General features: G+C 61.7%; 13 protein-coding genes. 6 read left to right on the top strand and 7 right to left on the bottom strand.

The features are described from left to right. Positions 1-83 precede the first annotated feature (83 nt). The 4 genes from ACZZ0Q_RS07310 to ACZZ0Q_RS07325 all read left to right on the top strand — a co-directional run bounded on the left by ACZZ0Q_RS07310 (position 84) and on the right by ACZZ0Q_RS07325 (position 3207). Entirely contained in the window at positions 84-1124 is a 1041-nt protein-coding gene (locus ACZZ0Q_RS07310) for a GGDEF domain-containing protein (RefSeq protein WP_463539554.1), read from the top strand. Between the two features lie 228 nt (positions 1125-1352). Then, on the top strand, positions 1353-2042 hold the full coding sequence (locus ACZZ0Q_RS07315; protein WP_463539553.1) for a B3/B4 domain-containing protein: 690 nt from the start codon (positions 1353-1355) through the stop codon (positions 2040-2042). Between the two features lie 75 nt (positions 2043-2117). Then, complete coding sequence (locus ACZZ0Q_RS07320) at positions 2118-2753, top strand: LysE family translocator (protein WP_463560417.1); 636 nt, start codon at positions 2118-2120, stop codon at positions 2751-2753. 22 nt (positions 2754-2775) lie between these two features. Continuing rightward, the gene (locus ACZZ0Q_RS07325; RefSeq protein WP_463560418.1) at positions 2776-3207 is read left to right on the top strand and encodes a GNAT family N-acetyltransferase; all 432 of its coding nucleotides are present in this window, start codon (positions 2776-2778) and stop codon (positions 3205-3207) included. Position 3208: 1 nt separating this feature from the next. On the opposite strand, the gene ACZZ0Q_RS07330 is transcribed toward ACZZ0Q_RS07325, so the two are convergent. The 6 genes from ACZZ0Q_RS07330 to ACZZ0Q_RS07355 form a co-directional block, all read right to left on the bottom strand. Next, positions 3209-3382, bottom strand: a complete 174-nt coding sequence (locus ACZZ0Q_RS07330) for a DUF2986 domain-containing protein (RefSeq protein ID WP_463539549.1) — start codon at positions 3380-3382, stop codon at positions 3209-3211. Further along, positions 3379-3933, bottom strand: coding sequence for a DUF3592 domain-containing protein (locus ACZZ0Q_RS07335; RefSeq protein WP_463539548.1), 555 nt, complete (start codon positions 3931-3933; stop codon positions 3379-3381). Before ACZZ0Q_RS07335 ends, ACZZ0Q_RS07330 begins: the two co-directional genes overlap by 4 nt. 272 nt (positions 3934-4205) lie before the next feature. Next, entirely contained in the window at positions 4206-4793 is a 588-nt protein-coding gene (locus ACZZ0Q_RS07340; protein ID WP_463539547.1) for a TetR/AcrR family transcriptional regulator, read from the bottom strand. A 188-nt stretch (positions 4794-4981) separates the two neighbouring features. Next, the gene (locus ACZZ0Q_RS07345; RefSeq protein WP_463539546.1) at positions 4982-6583 is read right to left on the bottom strand and encodes a long-chain fatty acid--CoA ligase; all 1602 of its coding nucleotides are present in this window, start codon (positions 6581-6583) and stop codon (positions 4982-4984) included. A 40-nt stretch (positions 6584-6623) separates the two neighbouring features. Beyond that, on the bottom strand, positions 6624-7760 hold the full coding sequence (locus ACZZ0Q_RS07350) for an iron-containing alcohol dehydrogenase (RefSeq protein WP_463539545.1): 1137 nt from the start codon (positions 7758-7760) through the stop codon (positions 6624-6626). Positions 7761-7773: 13 nt separating this feature from the next. Continuing rightward, complete coding sequence (locus ACZZ0Q_RS07355) at positions 7774-8193, bottom strand: SRPBCC family protein (protein ID WP_463539544.1); 420 nt, start codon at positions 8191-8193, stop codon at positions 7774-7776. Positions 8194-8448: 255 nt separating this feature from the next. On the opposite strand from ACZZ0Q_RS07355, the gene ACZZ0Q_RS07360 reads away from it, so the two are divergent. Beyond that, positions 8449-10047, top strand: a complete 1599-nt coding sequence (locus ACZZ0Q_RS07360; RefSeq protein WP_463560420.1) for a phytoene desaturase family protein — start codon at positions 8449-8451, stop codon at positions 10045-10047. A 151-nt stretch (positions 10048-10198) separates the two neighbouring features. On the opposite strand, the gene ACZZ0Q_RS07365 is transcribed toward ACZZ0Q_RS07360, so the two are convergent. After that, positions 10199-11101, bottom strand: coding sequence for a LysR family transcriptional regulator (locus tag ACZZ0Q_RS07365; RefSeq protein ID WP_463383339.1), 903 nt, complete (start codon positions 11099-11101; stop codon positions 10199-10201). Between the two features lie 128 nt (positions 11102-11229). Between ACZZ0Q_RS07365 and ACZZ0Q_RS07370 the strand changes: the two genes are divergently transcribed. Beyond that, complete coding sequence (locus tag ACZZ0Q_RS07370; RefSeq protein ID WP_463539541.1) at positions 11230-12114, top strand: pirin family protein; 885 nt, start codon at positions 11230-11232, stop codon at positions 12112-12114. Positions 12115-12162 lie beyond the last annotated feature (48 nt).

Genomic DNA, 12162 nt, shown 5'->3' on the forward strand with positions numbered 1-12162 from the left:
AGTCGGCTTGCCTCACAAACGAGGTGAGCCGGCCACACCGCTCAGCTACCATGGGCGCCCGACCGTTCTTTCTGGTAGTAAGCGTGCACGGAACCGAAGAAAGCCTTGAGCAGAAGTCCTTCGCTCAATTGCGCCCGCTGGTGGTTTCCAGCGAAGTACTGGCGGTTGCTGTCTGTCTGATCGTGCTGATCGTGGCCGATGTTAGCCAACGCATTTCGCCGCTGCTGTACGGCTTCAGCGTGCTGTCGGCTGGCATTTGTTTGCTCACCTATCGGGCGCGTACCACGCAACAACTCTGGCTCAGCGGGCTGCTATTGGTATGCGCGTGCACCGCCTGCCTCGGTGCGCTGGCCAACGCCATTGGCAACCCGGCCATCTGGTTTCTGCCTATCGGTCTCGTATTCAGCCTGCCGGTTTCAGCGATGCACGCCCATCCGAGCCACGCGCTAAGCACCGGCATCGCCGTATGGGCCACGTTGTTTGCCGTGGTGCAACCGAGCTTTGATCGGCCACTCGACCTCACCCTTACGCTCATGCTGATTACCGCCAGCCTGCTGATCGCCACCATGGTCTGCACCACGCTGTGTCGCACCCGCAAAGATGTGTTCAACCTGCAAAGCCAACTGCACGACATGGCGTACCGCGACACCCTCACCGGGCTGCCCAATCGCCGGGCATTTATTCAGCGTCTGACTGCCACGGTTAGTGCCAGCGAACCTCGCGTGCCGCTGTTTTTCCTGATGCTCGACGTCGACGACTTCAAGAAGATCAACGACGGCCACGGCCACGATGTTGGCGACCGCGTGTTAGTGGAAGTGGCCAATGTGCTCAGCGAACAAAGCCCCGGCCATAACGTCGCCCGGCTTGGCGGAGAAGAGTTTGCCGTCGCCGCGCAGCTCGCCGATGCAGGCGCCGCCAGCGCCCTGGCGCAGCGGATTGTCGATGCCGTGAATGGCCAGCCGGTGCTTGGCGTCGCGCTTTCAATCAGCATTGGGGTGGCGCAGCACCTGCCAGACGAAACCCTGTTCAGCTTGATGCGCCGCGCCGATCTGGCGCTGTATGAAGCCAAACACCAGGGCAAAAATCGCTATGCGCTGGCCGCGCCGGCTCCTTCAGCTGCCTGACAGCCGGATAAGCAAAACTAATACGCCATGAAGGCTAATCATTAGACCTGATGGCCTTCAGCAGCGAGGATTCAGCGGGCTGACCGATACTGGTCTTTACATCTGCTAAGGAAAATGCCGTTGAAATGCCGACTCCACGCCTTGATTCGCACGCTCCGTACCCTCGACGCGGCATGGGGCTGTTACGCCATGCGCAACCTTAAACGCCGCTGAACCGGAGAATTTCACATGCCACTGGTCTTGCCTGTTCTCGACGCTGAAATCGCCACCCTCGCGCCGGGCTTCCGGGCGCTAAGCATCGGCGTTGAAGCCGCGCCCATCACCCAGCCACAGGTGGCCGCCGACGCCATGGGTATTGCCTGCGCTGCCGTGTTGGCCGGTGACCCTGCGTGGGGCGAAGCGCACCTCGCCGCTTGGGCGGACACCTTCCGTCTGTTCGGCGCCAAACCGCAGCGCACGCCGTGTTCGGCCGAAGCACTGCGCAAGCGCGTATTGCGCGACGGCACGCTGCCGAGCATCGATCCGGTGGTGGATCTGTACAACGCCATCAGCCTGCAATTCGCCGTGCCGGTGGGCGGCGAGAACCTGGCCGCCTACGTGGGGCCGCCGCGTTTGACCGTGGCCGATGGCACCGAGCTGTTCGACACCTTCAAAGACGGCGCGCCGGCCAATGAGTCGCCGGAAAAAGGGGAAGTGATCTGGCGCGACGACATTGGCGTCACGTGCCGCCGCTGGAACTGGCGCCAGGGCGTGCGCACTCGCCTGGATTGCACTGCCACGCGTATGTGGTTTGTGCTAGAAGCATTGCCGTCGATGCCGCGCGACGCGCTGCAAGCGGCCGGCGATGCGTTGGTCGACGGGCTCGAAAAAATGATGCCCGGCGCTCGGGTAGACACACAGATGGTCGAGTTTTACTGAGGCATCTGTGTCTGGCAGGGCCCGTGGCCAACGTGATAATTCTTCGGCCTGCTCATTCGCTAAATAGGCGCGGCCATGGCTTTCGACTTCCATCACCTGCTGCTGGTGCTCACCGTGTACACTCTTGGCGCCGCCAGCCCCGGCCCGAGCAACATGCGCATCATGGGCGTGGCCATGCACCGAGGGCGGCGGCCAGCGCTGATGCTGGCGGCGGGCATTATCAGCGGCTCGTTTTTTTGGGGCGTGATGGCGGCGTCCGGGGTGTCGGCGTTGCTAACCACCTATGCGCAAGCCATCGGTGTGCTGAAGATCATCGGCGGCGCGTACCTGTTGTTCCTCGCCTTTAAAGCCGGGCGCTCGGCGCTTACCTCCCAAGCGCAGCATGAACAAGCGCTGGCCGCCGCTCCGCCTGTTTGCGGCGCGACGTTGTACAGGCAAGGCTTGCTGATGCACCTCACCAACCCGAAGGCGATTCTGAGCTGGATCGCCACCATGGCCCTCGGCCTTGGGCCCGGCGCCACCTTGTCGACGGTGATCACGACCCTGGGCGCCTGCGCGGTGTTGAGCGTGAGCATTTTTGGCGGCTATGCGCTGATCTTCTCCACCGCGCCGATGGTGCGCGCCTACCGCCACGCCCGGCGCTGGATTGAAGGTGCGCTGGCATTGGTATTTGCGGCGGCGGGCATAAAACTACTGATTTCCCGCACATAACGGGCGGCGTGGAGGGCAGGCCATGAAACCGATCACCCTGGATGTTTCCAACTCACCAAGCGCCGAGGCCCAGCAGGTAATTCTCGATGGGTTGCGAGCGTTTAACGAAGGCGACGTGGGCGCTTCCGACAATCAGCCCCTGGCCGTTCTGCTCCGCGGTGGCGACGCACCAGATGAGGTACTCGGCGGCTTGAGCGGCTATACGGCGTGGGGCTGGTTGTTTATTGAAAAGCTCTGGGTGCCTGAAGCACTTCGCGGCCAAGGTTACGGCGGCAAGCTGCTGGAAGCGGCGGAGCAGCAAGCGCTGAAGCGCGGCTGCCACGGCGCCTGGCTGGACACGTTTAACCCCGACGCCCTGGCACTTTACCAGCGCCACGGGTACGCCGTGTTTGGCCAATTGCCGGAATTTCCTAAAGGCCGGTCACGGTTTTTCCTGAAGAAATCCCTCGGCTGATTCAGCCCTCGTTCTGCGCTTCGCTGCTTTGCACCGGAGCGCTTTCAGCCTCGGCCGCGAGCTTCGCGCGGTCAGCTTTGCTGATGTATTTCGGCTTACTTTTCGGCGCGAGTTTGGCGCTGGCCTTTTTCGCGTGGGCTTTGAGGAGCTGATTGATTTTTTTGCGGCGGTTCATGGTGTTTGCTCTGGACTCGGCGAGGGCGTTTGCGCTGCCGGTTGGATAATTTTAATGCGCGCCAGCAGATGTTCATCACTGGACTGAAACGCGGCAATCGTCGCTGCGAAACCCAGCGAGACGAGTACAAAGGTGAGCGCCAGCGACAGGTTGATGAAATGCGAACGCGTCGGCCCGAAGCCAATGCTCGATTGCTCGGGCCGCGCAGAGTTGTAATGAACTTCAACGGTTTTTGCTGTGCGTAGTTTATCCAGCAGCTTGGCATGTTGCGCGTGCCCGGTGCTGGGGCCGTAGCCGAAATTCAGCGTGTTGCCTGGGTAGTCGGCCCCCGCGACCTGATAGCGGTACGCAACCTTGACCTCATAGGAGCTGGTGCCTTCGCTGTCCGCGTGAGTGTTCAGCGTGACGCGTTCTAGCTCGGCCACGGCGGTGGGCCAATGCTCGGCGCTGATAGCCAGGCGCATGGCGCTGGCGCTTTTCCAGAGCAGGTAGAGGCCGGTGCCGGTGGACAGGGTCAGTGCGATGGCGGCGATCCATAGTCCCACTTTCATTGCTCCTTTTCTCCTTGGGCGGGGCGGCGTTTTTTTGGGGGGACGGTGTTGGTCGGGCAATCCGGAATGAGTTTTACAGGTAACGGTACTCCTACCAAAACCTCCGTCATCCTCGCGCACGCGGGGATCCAGAGTTTTTCAGGTAACGGTGTTCGTCGGGCAATTCTGGATTCCGAATTGTCGGACCACCGCTTACGCGGGAATGACGGTGGTTTAGTTCAGTCCACCGTCACTTCCGCAAACGCTACGGATGTTTTTATAAATCCCCCCCGTCACACCAACATCGCCTGCATCAACCCCCTAAACGTATTCCGATAAATCTTCTGAAAGTGCTCAACGCTGTCCCCCAAATACCCAAACCGGTGCATGGTGATGAGCCCCTGGCAGGTGCTGAGCATCAGCGTGGCGGTGCGGACTGGGTCGGTGTCGGGGCGCAGTAGGTTGGCGTCGCGGCATTCGCGGATGCGGTCGATGAGCATCTGGAAGTTTCCCCGTCGTAGCGCCGCCAGTTGCTCTACTACCTCAGGGTCTACTTGCGGCGTGCGGTTGAGGAAAAACACGTCGTAGTGGCTGGGCTGTTCCAGGCCGAAGGCGAGGAATTGCTCGGAGCAGATCAGCAGCCGGTCCAGCGGGTCGTTGCCGGTCAGGGCGCGGCTTAAGTAGCGCGAGAAGGTGTGCACGCCTTCGAGAAAAATTTCACTGACCAGCTCTTCTTTGTTTTTGAAGTGCCAGTAAATTGCGCCCGGCGTAACGCCTACCACGGTTGCCAGTTTGCGCATGGAAAGCCCTTTGGCGCCCTCGTCCAGAAACAGGGTGCGGGCTTGGTCCAGTATCACGGCGCGTAGGTCTTGTTTGGACAACGTGAGCCTCATCGGGCAGGAAAAAAGCACAGCGTGCGAAGCGGCCATTATCGGCAAAGCGTCAGCGGCCCACCAGCGACGCGTTGGATTAAAAACAGGGCGTAAAAAAGGCCAGGAATCACTTCCTGGCCCGCTGCGCAAAACCCAAGCGCGTGCTTGAACCGCGCCAAGGGGACGGGGTGGCTAGCTCAGGTGAAGCGCTCGCGCAGGGTTTGTTTGTGCACTTTTCCGGTTGCGCCCATGGGCATCTGTTCGATGATTTCCAGCCGCTCCGGCAGCCACCAGTTCGGCACGTGCGCCTGCAAGTGCGCGCGAATGGTGGGCAGGTCCAACGGGTGGCCGTCTTTAAGCATAACGATCAGCAGCGGGCGCTCGGACCATTTGTCGTCGGCAACCGCAATCACTGCGGCCAGCGCCACGGCTTCATGGGTTTGCGCAGCCAGTTCAAGCTCCAGCGAGCTGATCCATTCGCCGCCCGACTTGATCACGTCTTTGGAGCGGTCGGTCAGTTTCAGAAAACCGCGGCTGTCGATGTGGGCGATGTCGCCAGTGGCGAACCAGCCGTCGTCGGTGCAGGCCGAGCCTGGCTGGCGGAAGTACTGGCCAGCCACCCAATGGCCTTTGACGTGCAAATGCCCGGCGCTGAATCCGTCCCAGCCCAACGGCTGACCAACGTCATTAACCACGCGTAAATCGATGCCCCAGATGCCGCGCCCTTGTTTGAGTTTTTCCTGCAGGCGCAGTTCTTCGTTCTGGTGGGCGGAGTCGGGCAGGGGACGGTTCACGGCGCCGATGGGGCTGAGTTCGGTCATGCCCCAGGCTTGGAGAACATCGATTCCAATTTTTTCGAAACGCAGCAAAAGCGATTTATCCACCGCCGCGCCGCCGATAAACACTTCTTCCAGGTAATCGAGCTTCAGCTTGTTATCGTCGAGGTAGTTGAGCACGCTTTGCCAGATGGTCGGCACGCCGAGCGCCAGGGTGACTTTTTCCTGCTGCATGAGCTCGGCGAGACTCGCGGCGTCCATGCCGCTGCCGGGCATCACCAGCTTGGCGCCGGTGAGCAGGGTGGCGTAGGGCATGCCCCAGGCGTTGACATGGAACATCGGCACCACCGGCATCACCACCGAGAGCGCCGACAACGCCGCGCAGTCGGGCAGGGCGCTGACCAAGGCGTGCAGCACGGTGGAGCGATGGCTGTAGAGCACGCCTTTGGGGTTGCCGGTGGTGCCGGACGTATAGCAGAGCGCGCAGGCGCTGCGCTCGTCCAGCTCGGGCCAGAGCAATTCGTCGCTCTCACGGCTGAGCAAGGTTTCGTAGGCCAGGCAGCCGGCGGGCAGGGAGTGGGTGAGTGCCTGTTCGTCGCTCAAGGCCACCCATTGCAGGTTGCCTTGGCGCACGTGGGCGATTTTTTCGACCACGTGGGCCAGGTCGGTATCGAAGAACAGCAAGGTGTTTTCCGCGTGTTCGATGATGTACGTGAGTTGCTCGGCATGCAGGCGCGGGTTGATGGTGTGGCAGATGGCACCGATGCCCGCGCAGGCGTAGTACAGCTCCACATGGCGATGAGTGTTCCAGGCAATGGTGGCGATGCGGTCGCCAGGCTTGGTGCCGAGGGCCAGCAAGGCGTTGGCCAGTTGCCGGGTGCGTTTGGCCAGGTCGCGGTAGGTGTTGTTCACGACACTACCGTCGCTCAGGCGGCTGACGACCACCTGTTCGGGGTGAAAGCGTTCGGCGTGTTCGAGCAGGCTGCTGACCAGCAGCGGTTTTTCCATCATCAATCCAAGCATCTTGTTTTCTTCCTTATGTGCCGGGCTTTTTACGGGGGGACTAGTGCAGGGCTTCTTCCAACAACCGCTGGTAATCGCTGGCTTTGGGTTGGCGCGGGTTGGTCATGGTGTTGAGGTCGGCCATGGCGTGGTGCTCCAGCCCTTCAAGGTGCTCAACGCGAACACCCATTTGCGCCAGGTTGGCGGGCAGGCCGAGTTGCTGATTCAGGCCGCTGAGGTAGTCCGCCAGGTCGGCGCTGGGCGCCAGGCCCATGGCGCGTTTGATGCGCTGGTATTTCTCGCCGACGTAGGCGTGGTTGAAGCGCAACACCGCCGGCAACAGCACGGCGTTGAGGGTGCCGTGGTGCAGGTTAAGTGCGTGCAAACGGCCGACCGCATGGCTCATGGCATGCACGGCGCCCAGCCCTTTGATAAACGCCAGGGCGCCTTCGGTGGAGGCCATCATCATGTTCCAGCGGGCGTCCAGGTCGCTCCCATCGGCGAACGCCTTGAGCAAATACCCCTCACCAATCGCGCGCTCCAAACCATCGAGCCCCACCGCTTCGGCAGGCGGATTCACCACCGGTGAAAGCACCGCTTCAATGCAATGGGTGACCGCGTCCATGCCAGTCGAGGCGGTGAGGCTGGCGGGCATGCCGAGGGTCAACAGCGGGTCGCAGATGGCCAATCGTGGCAGCAACAAATCGCTGACAAAAGTGAGCTTGCGGCCGTCTTCGCAGATGATCACGCTCGCCACGCTGGCTTCCGAGCCGGTGCCTGCGGTGGTGGGAATTGCAATCAGCGGGGCGACGTCGCGAATCTTCTGTTTGCCGCCTTCGGTGGCGGCGTATTGCGCTAGCGGCCCGGGCTGACGGGCGAGCAGGGCCACGGCTTTGCCCAGGTCCATGGGCGAGCCGCCGCCGATGCAAATCACCCCGTCGCAGTCGGCGCTGCGGTACAGGGCTAGCGCCTGCAGCACAGCGGCTTCGGTCGGGTTGCCGGGCACGTCGCTGAACAGCACGAACGGCACGTCGGCGGGCAATTGCTCGCGCAAGGTTTGCACAATCGCGCCTTTGGAAATGGTCGGCCCGCTGACAATCAGCGGCCGGTGCATGTTCAGGCGTTGCATGCCACGGGCCAGGTGCTTGATGGCGCCGTGGTCGAATTGAATCTGGGTGAGGTAGCTCAGCACTGCCATGGAAAGCTCCTGATCACGAAAGGCCGAGGTCGGTTCGGGCCGTGGCAATCAAGGCGCGGTAGACGTTGCCGAGCATGCGGTTGGCCTTGTTTTCGTCGATGCCTTGCGGCTCGTAGCTCGCGGTGAATGTCACCTCGCAGCGTCGCCCAGCACAGCTGATGCGCATGCTCGCCTGGTACTGCGCCAACGGCATCGGGCCGTGCTCGGTCATGGTGTAGCTGAGTACAAACGCCGCGTCGTCGCGCGCATCCAGGCGCTCCACCAGCACGCCGCCACCTTGCATGTGCAAGTGGCGCGTGCTGCCAATTCCGTCTCCTTGCATGTCCACGCGCTCTGCCAAGCCGGCTCTGGCAATGGCGGCAAAGTCGCGCATGGCGAGCCAGGTATCGGCGGCGCTTTTTTCTACGGTTTCGCTGTGGCTGAACGAGTGCATAGGTAAATCTCCTGAACGTGTGTTTATCTTGTACACCTACGCCTGTTGGCGGCGCAACAGCCTTATCGGCGGTTTTTTCCTAACGCTACAAAAATTTACTTAGCAGCCGCTTTACGTAAATAACTAAACATGCGTTCAATGATTTTGCGTTCCGCCTTATGCGGTGGAGACGGATGTGCGACCCGCTTGCTGGTCAGCTACGACATCTCGCCCCCATCCCTTCAATCTCACCCACCAGTCAGCGGGAGAAACACCATGGAAACGGTCGGCAAGCCCTATCGCAAAACCGTCGGCATCAGCGGCACCTTCGACGCCATCATCATTGGTTCGGGCATGGGTGGTTTGAGCGTCGCCTCGATGCTGGCCCAGGAAAACAAACGTGTGTTGTTGCTGGAACAGAACACCGTGATCGGCGGCATGACCCAAGCGTACTCGCGCAACGGCTACCGCTGGACCGTGGGCATGCACTACATCGGCGACGTCGGCTCCACGCAGTCGGCCGGGTGGAAACTGTTCAACTACGTAACCGGTGGCGGGCTGCAATGGACGCCCATGCCGAACATCTTCAACCGCATGGTGATCGGCGATAAGCAGTATGAAATTCCGTCAGGCATCGAAGCCTACGGCAACCTGCTGAAAGCGCATTTCCCCCATGAAGCCGACAACATCGACACCTACCTGGCGCTGATCGGCAGCGTGTCGAAAAGCTCGGCTGGCTACTTCGCGCAAAAAGCCCTGCCAGAGGCCGCCGCCGAACGGGCCTACGAGGCCATGTGCTCACGCTTTCACAGCTACTCCGACCGGCTGACCATTGACGTGCTGTCGGAGCTGTTCTCAGACCCGGAACTGATCGCCGTGATCTGCGCCAACTGGGGCGACTACAGCCTGGAGCCGAGCAAAAGTTCGTTCGCCATGCACTGCATGTTGGCCAAGCACTATATGAACGGCGCGCTGTATCCGGTGGGCGGCGGCATGGCGTTTTCGCGTTTGATGGCGCCCATCATCGAGGCGGCCGGCGGCGTGCTGCTGCACAGCGCCGAGGTCAGCGAAATTGTGCTGGAAGAGGGCGCCGCAGTGGGCGTGCGCATGAGCTCGGGCGAGGTGGTGCGCAGCCCGATCATCATCAGTAATGCCGGCGTGCAAAACACCTTTGGCCGCCTGCTGCCGGCGCCGGTCAGCGCCGAGTTGGGCCTGGATGCGCTACTGGAGACAGTGAACGACACCTACGCGGTGGTCGGCCTGAACATCGGCTTCAACCAATCGGCCGAGGCGCTGGGCTTTACGCCTGCGAACGTGTGGTCGCACCCGAGCAACGACTTACAAGCCAATCTGGACGCCCATAAGGCCGACTTCAACGCGCCGTTTCCGTGGTCATTTATCACTTTTCCCTCCACCAAGGATGCCTCGTGGGACAGTGAGTTTCCCAACAAAGCGACCGTGGAAATGTACGCCTACACCCACTACAGCCACTTCGAACAATGGGCCGGCACGCGCTGGATGAAACGCGGCGACGACTACCTGGCGCGCAAGGAAGTGATCCGCGAGCGGCTGCTGGAAGAACTGTTCCGCCACGTACCGCCGCACGCGCGCGACGCGGTGGATTACGTGGAGGTGTCGACGCCGCTGAGCTACGAAACCTTCGCCAAACGCGAGCGTGGCGGGTTTATGGGCATCGAGTCGTCGCCGGCACGCTTCCAGCAAAAATGGCTGCGGGCGCAGACGCCGGTGAAGGGGCTGTATATCACCGGCCAGGATTTGGCCACGGATGGGGTGATTGGGGCGTTGGTGGGTGGGGTGTTGTGTGCGTCGGCGATTGTTGGGAAGGATTTGATGGGGGCGATTCGGGGGGCTTGAGGGCGGGGGTGACGGTGGAGTAAATAAAAACCTCCGTCATCCTCGCGAAGGCGGGGATCCAGAATTGCCCGACGAACACCGTTACCTGAAAAACTCTGGATCCCCGCGTGCGCGAGGATGACGGATGTTTTTATCAAGACTCCCGCTCTCCTCAGCGCTGCCGCCCCATCTCCTCCAACAAATGCCCCACCGCATGCTCCACAAACGCCGTCACCGCCGCCGGTATCTGGCGACGACTCGGGTACACCACGTACATATCGATATCCCGCTGCCGATAGTCCGGCAGCACTTCAACCAATGTGCCCGCCGTGAGGCTGGCAAACGCAATCGGCTGCGGCAGAAAGCAAATCCCCATCCCGGCCGCCGCCGCTTTCAGTTGTGCCTGTGCCGTGTTGGCGCACACGCGGCCCGTCACTTCGCACTGCGCCTCGCCCTGCGGCCCGGTGAAACGCCAGGTGGTCGAGCCGCTGGGTGTGGCCGGAAAAATGCACTGGTGCTCGCTCAGTTTCTCGATGGCGGCGGGCGTTCCGTGGGTTTTCAGATAATCCGGACTGGCCACCAACACCCGGCTGCTGACCAGTATTTTACGTGCGACCAGGCTGGAATCCGGCAGGGCGCCCGCGCGGAAGGCCACGTCGATGCGTTCGGCGATCAGGTCGACATGGTTGTCGCTGAGCATGAATTCCAGCTGAATTTTCGGGTGCTGCTCAAGAAAGCGCGCCACAAACTCCATTTGGAACACGTCGAAGAAATCCGCCTGGGCGGTCACCCGAACGCGGCCTGCCGGTTCGTCGCTGCCGTCGACAAAGCGCCGGCTTACGTCCAGCAATTCGCCCACCTGGCTGGCGCTCTGCTCGAACAACGCGCGGCCGGCATCGGTGAGCGCCAGCTTGCGCGTGGTGCGGTGGAGCAGGCGCACGCCCAGGGTTTCTTCCAGCTGCTTTACGCGCCGGCTCAAGGTGTTCGAGGGCACGCCCATGCGCCGGGCGGCAGCGGCAAAGCTGCCCGCTTCGACAATCTGAACAAACAGGGCCAGGTCGTTCAGATCCAGCATCGCAATTGCTCCATAAGTGGACGAGTGAAAGGCAATTGTAGCCGCTAATCAAAGCAATGCCGACGCCCTATGATCACTCCCACATTCACCGCTGCCCCGTTCAACGGCAGCTTCCATCAGGAGTCGTCATGTCTATTTCAGCGCTTCGTACGGCCATTGGTAGCCGCACTGTCAGCCACCGCACCTGCGGCCATAAACATGGCGCCATCGTGCGGTTGATGAGCCCGAGCGATTTCGGCGAGCTGATCAAGCCGTTTGTGTTTCTCGACCTGTTCGAGGGCGACCGCTCGTTCCTCGGCCAAATGCCCATGCACCCGCACTCGGGCATTGCCACCGTCACGGTGATCACCGAGGGCAATTTGCACTTTGATGACCCGCAAGCCGGCAGCGGCGAAATCGCCTATGGCGGCGTGGAGTGGATGCGGGCCGGTGGCGGCGTGTGGCACGGCAAGGAAATGAGCGCCGGCACCTCGCAGCGTGTTCAGGGTTTCCAACTGTGGCTGGCCTTGCCGCCAGAACTGGAGAACGCCGAGGTCGACAGCCAGTACATCGAAGCTGCCGCCATGCCCCACGCTGGCCCGGCCCGAGTGATTGTCGGCGAGCACGCCGGGGTGCGCAGCCCGGTGCGAGCGCCGGAGGGCGTCAATTATTTGCTGGTCACGCTGGGTAAAGGCGAGACCTGGGAATACACGCCGCCGGCGGGACACAGCTCGTTGTGGGTGAGCGTAAGCCGGGGCCACCTGAGCGGGCCGGAATTTATCGAGGCCGGCGAATTGGCGGTGTTCGAACAAGGCAGCCAGCCCGTGCGGCTGACGGGCGGCAAAGACGGCGCGGTGTTCGTGCTCGGCTCGGCCAAACCCCATTCCCATGACCTGCACCTGGGCTACTACTCGGTGCACACCAGCCCCGAAGCGTTGCAGGCAGGCGAAGCAAAAATCGCTGAAATCGGGCGGCGGCTGCGCGAGCAAAGCAGGGCGAAAACGGCGTCCGGCTCGGTGCCCATTTTCAAATAACAGTGCGTTATCACACGGCCCCTCGGCCCTCGAATTTTCGGGAGAACA

This window comes from Pseudomonas sp. AC070 (assembly GCF_979258635.1).

Excerpts from the sequence above, each read along its gene's own strand:
- ACZZ0Q_RS07315 (WP_463539553.1), top strand. The coding sequence starts at position 1,353 with ATGCCACTGGTCTTGCCTGTTCTCGACGCTGAAATCGCCACCCTCGCG.
- ACZZ0Q_RS07320 (WP_463560417.1), top strand. The coding sequence starts at position 2,118 with ATGGCTTTCGACTTCCATCACCTGCTGCTGGTGCTCACCGTGTACACT.
- ACZZ0Q_RS07360 (WP_463560420.1), top strand. The coding sequence starts at position 8,449 with ATGGAAACGGTCGGCAAGCCCTATCGCAAAACCGTCGGCATCAGCGGC.
- ACZZ0Q_RS07370 (WP_463539541.1), top strand. The coding sequence starts at position 11,230 with ATGTCTATTTCAGCGCTTCGTACGGCCATTGGTAGCCGCACTGTCAGC.
- ACZZ0Q_RS07350 (WP_463539545.1), bottom strand. The coding sequence starts at position 7,760 with ATGGCAGTGCTGAGCTACCTCACCCAGATTCAATTCGACCACGGCGCC.
- ACZZ0Q_RS07330 (WP_463539549.1), bottom strand. The coding sequence starts at position 3,382 with ATGAACCGCCGCAAAAAAATCAATCAGCTCCTCAAAGCCCACGCGAAA.
- ACZZ0Q_RS07335 (WP_463539548.1), bottom strand. The coding sequence starts at position 3,933 with ATGAAAGTGGGACTATGGATCGCCGCCATCGCACTGACCCTGTCCACC.
- ACZZ0Q_RS07365 (WP_463383339.1), bottom strand. The coding sequence starts at position 11,101 with ATGCTGGATCTGAACGACCTGGCCCTGTTTGTTCAGATTGTCGAAGCG.
- ACZZ0Q_RS07325 (WP_463560418.1), top strand. The coding sequence starts at position 2,776 with ATGAAACCGATCACCCTGGATGTTTCCAACTCACCAAGCGCCGAGGCC.
- ACZZ0Q_RS07345 (WP_463539546.1), bottom strand. The coding sequence starts at position 6,583 with ATGCTTGGATTGATGATGGAAAAACCGCTGCTGGTCAGCAGCCTGCTC.
- ACZZ0Q_RS07355 (WP_463539544.1), bottom strand. The coding sequence starts at position 8,193 with ATGCACTCGTTCAGCCACAGCGAAACCGTAGAAAAAAGCGCCGCCGAT.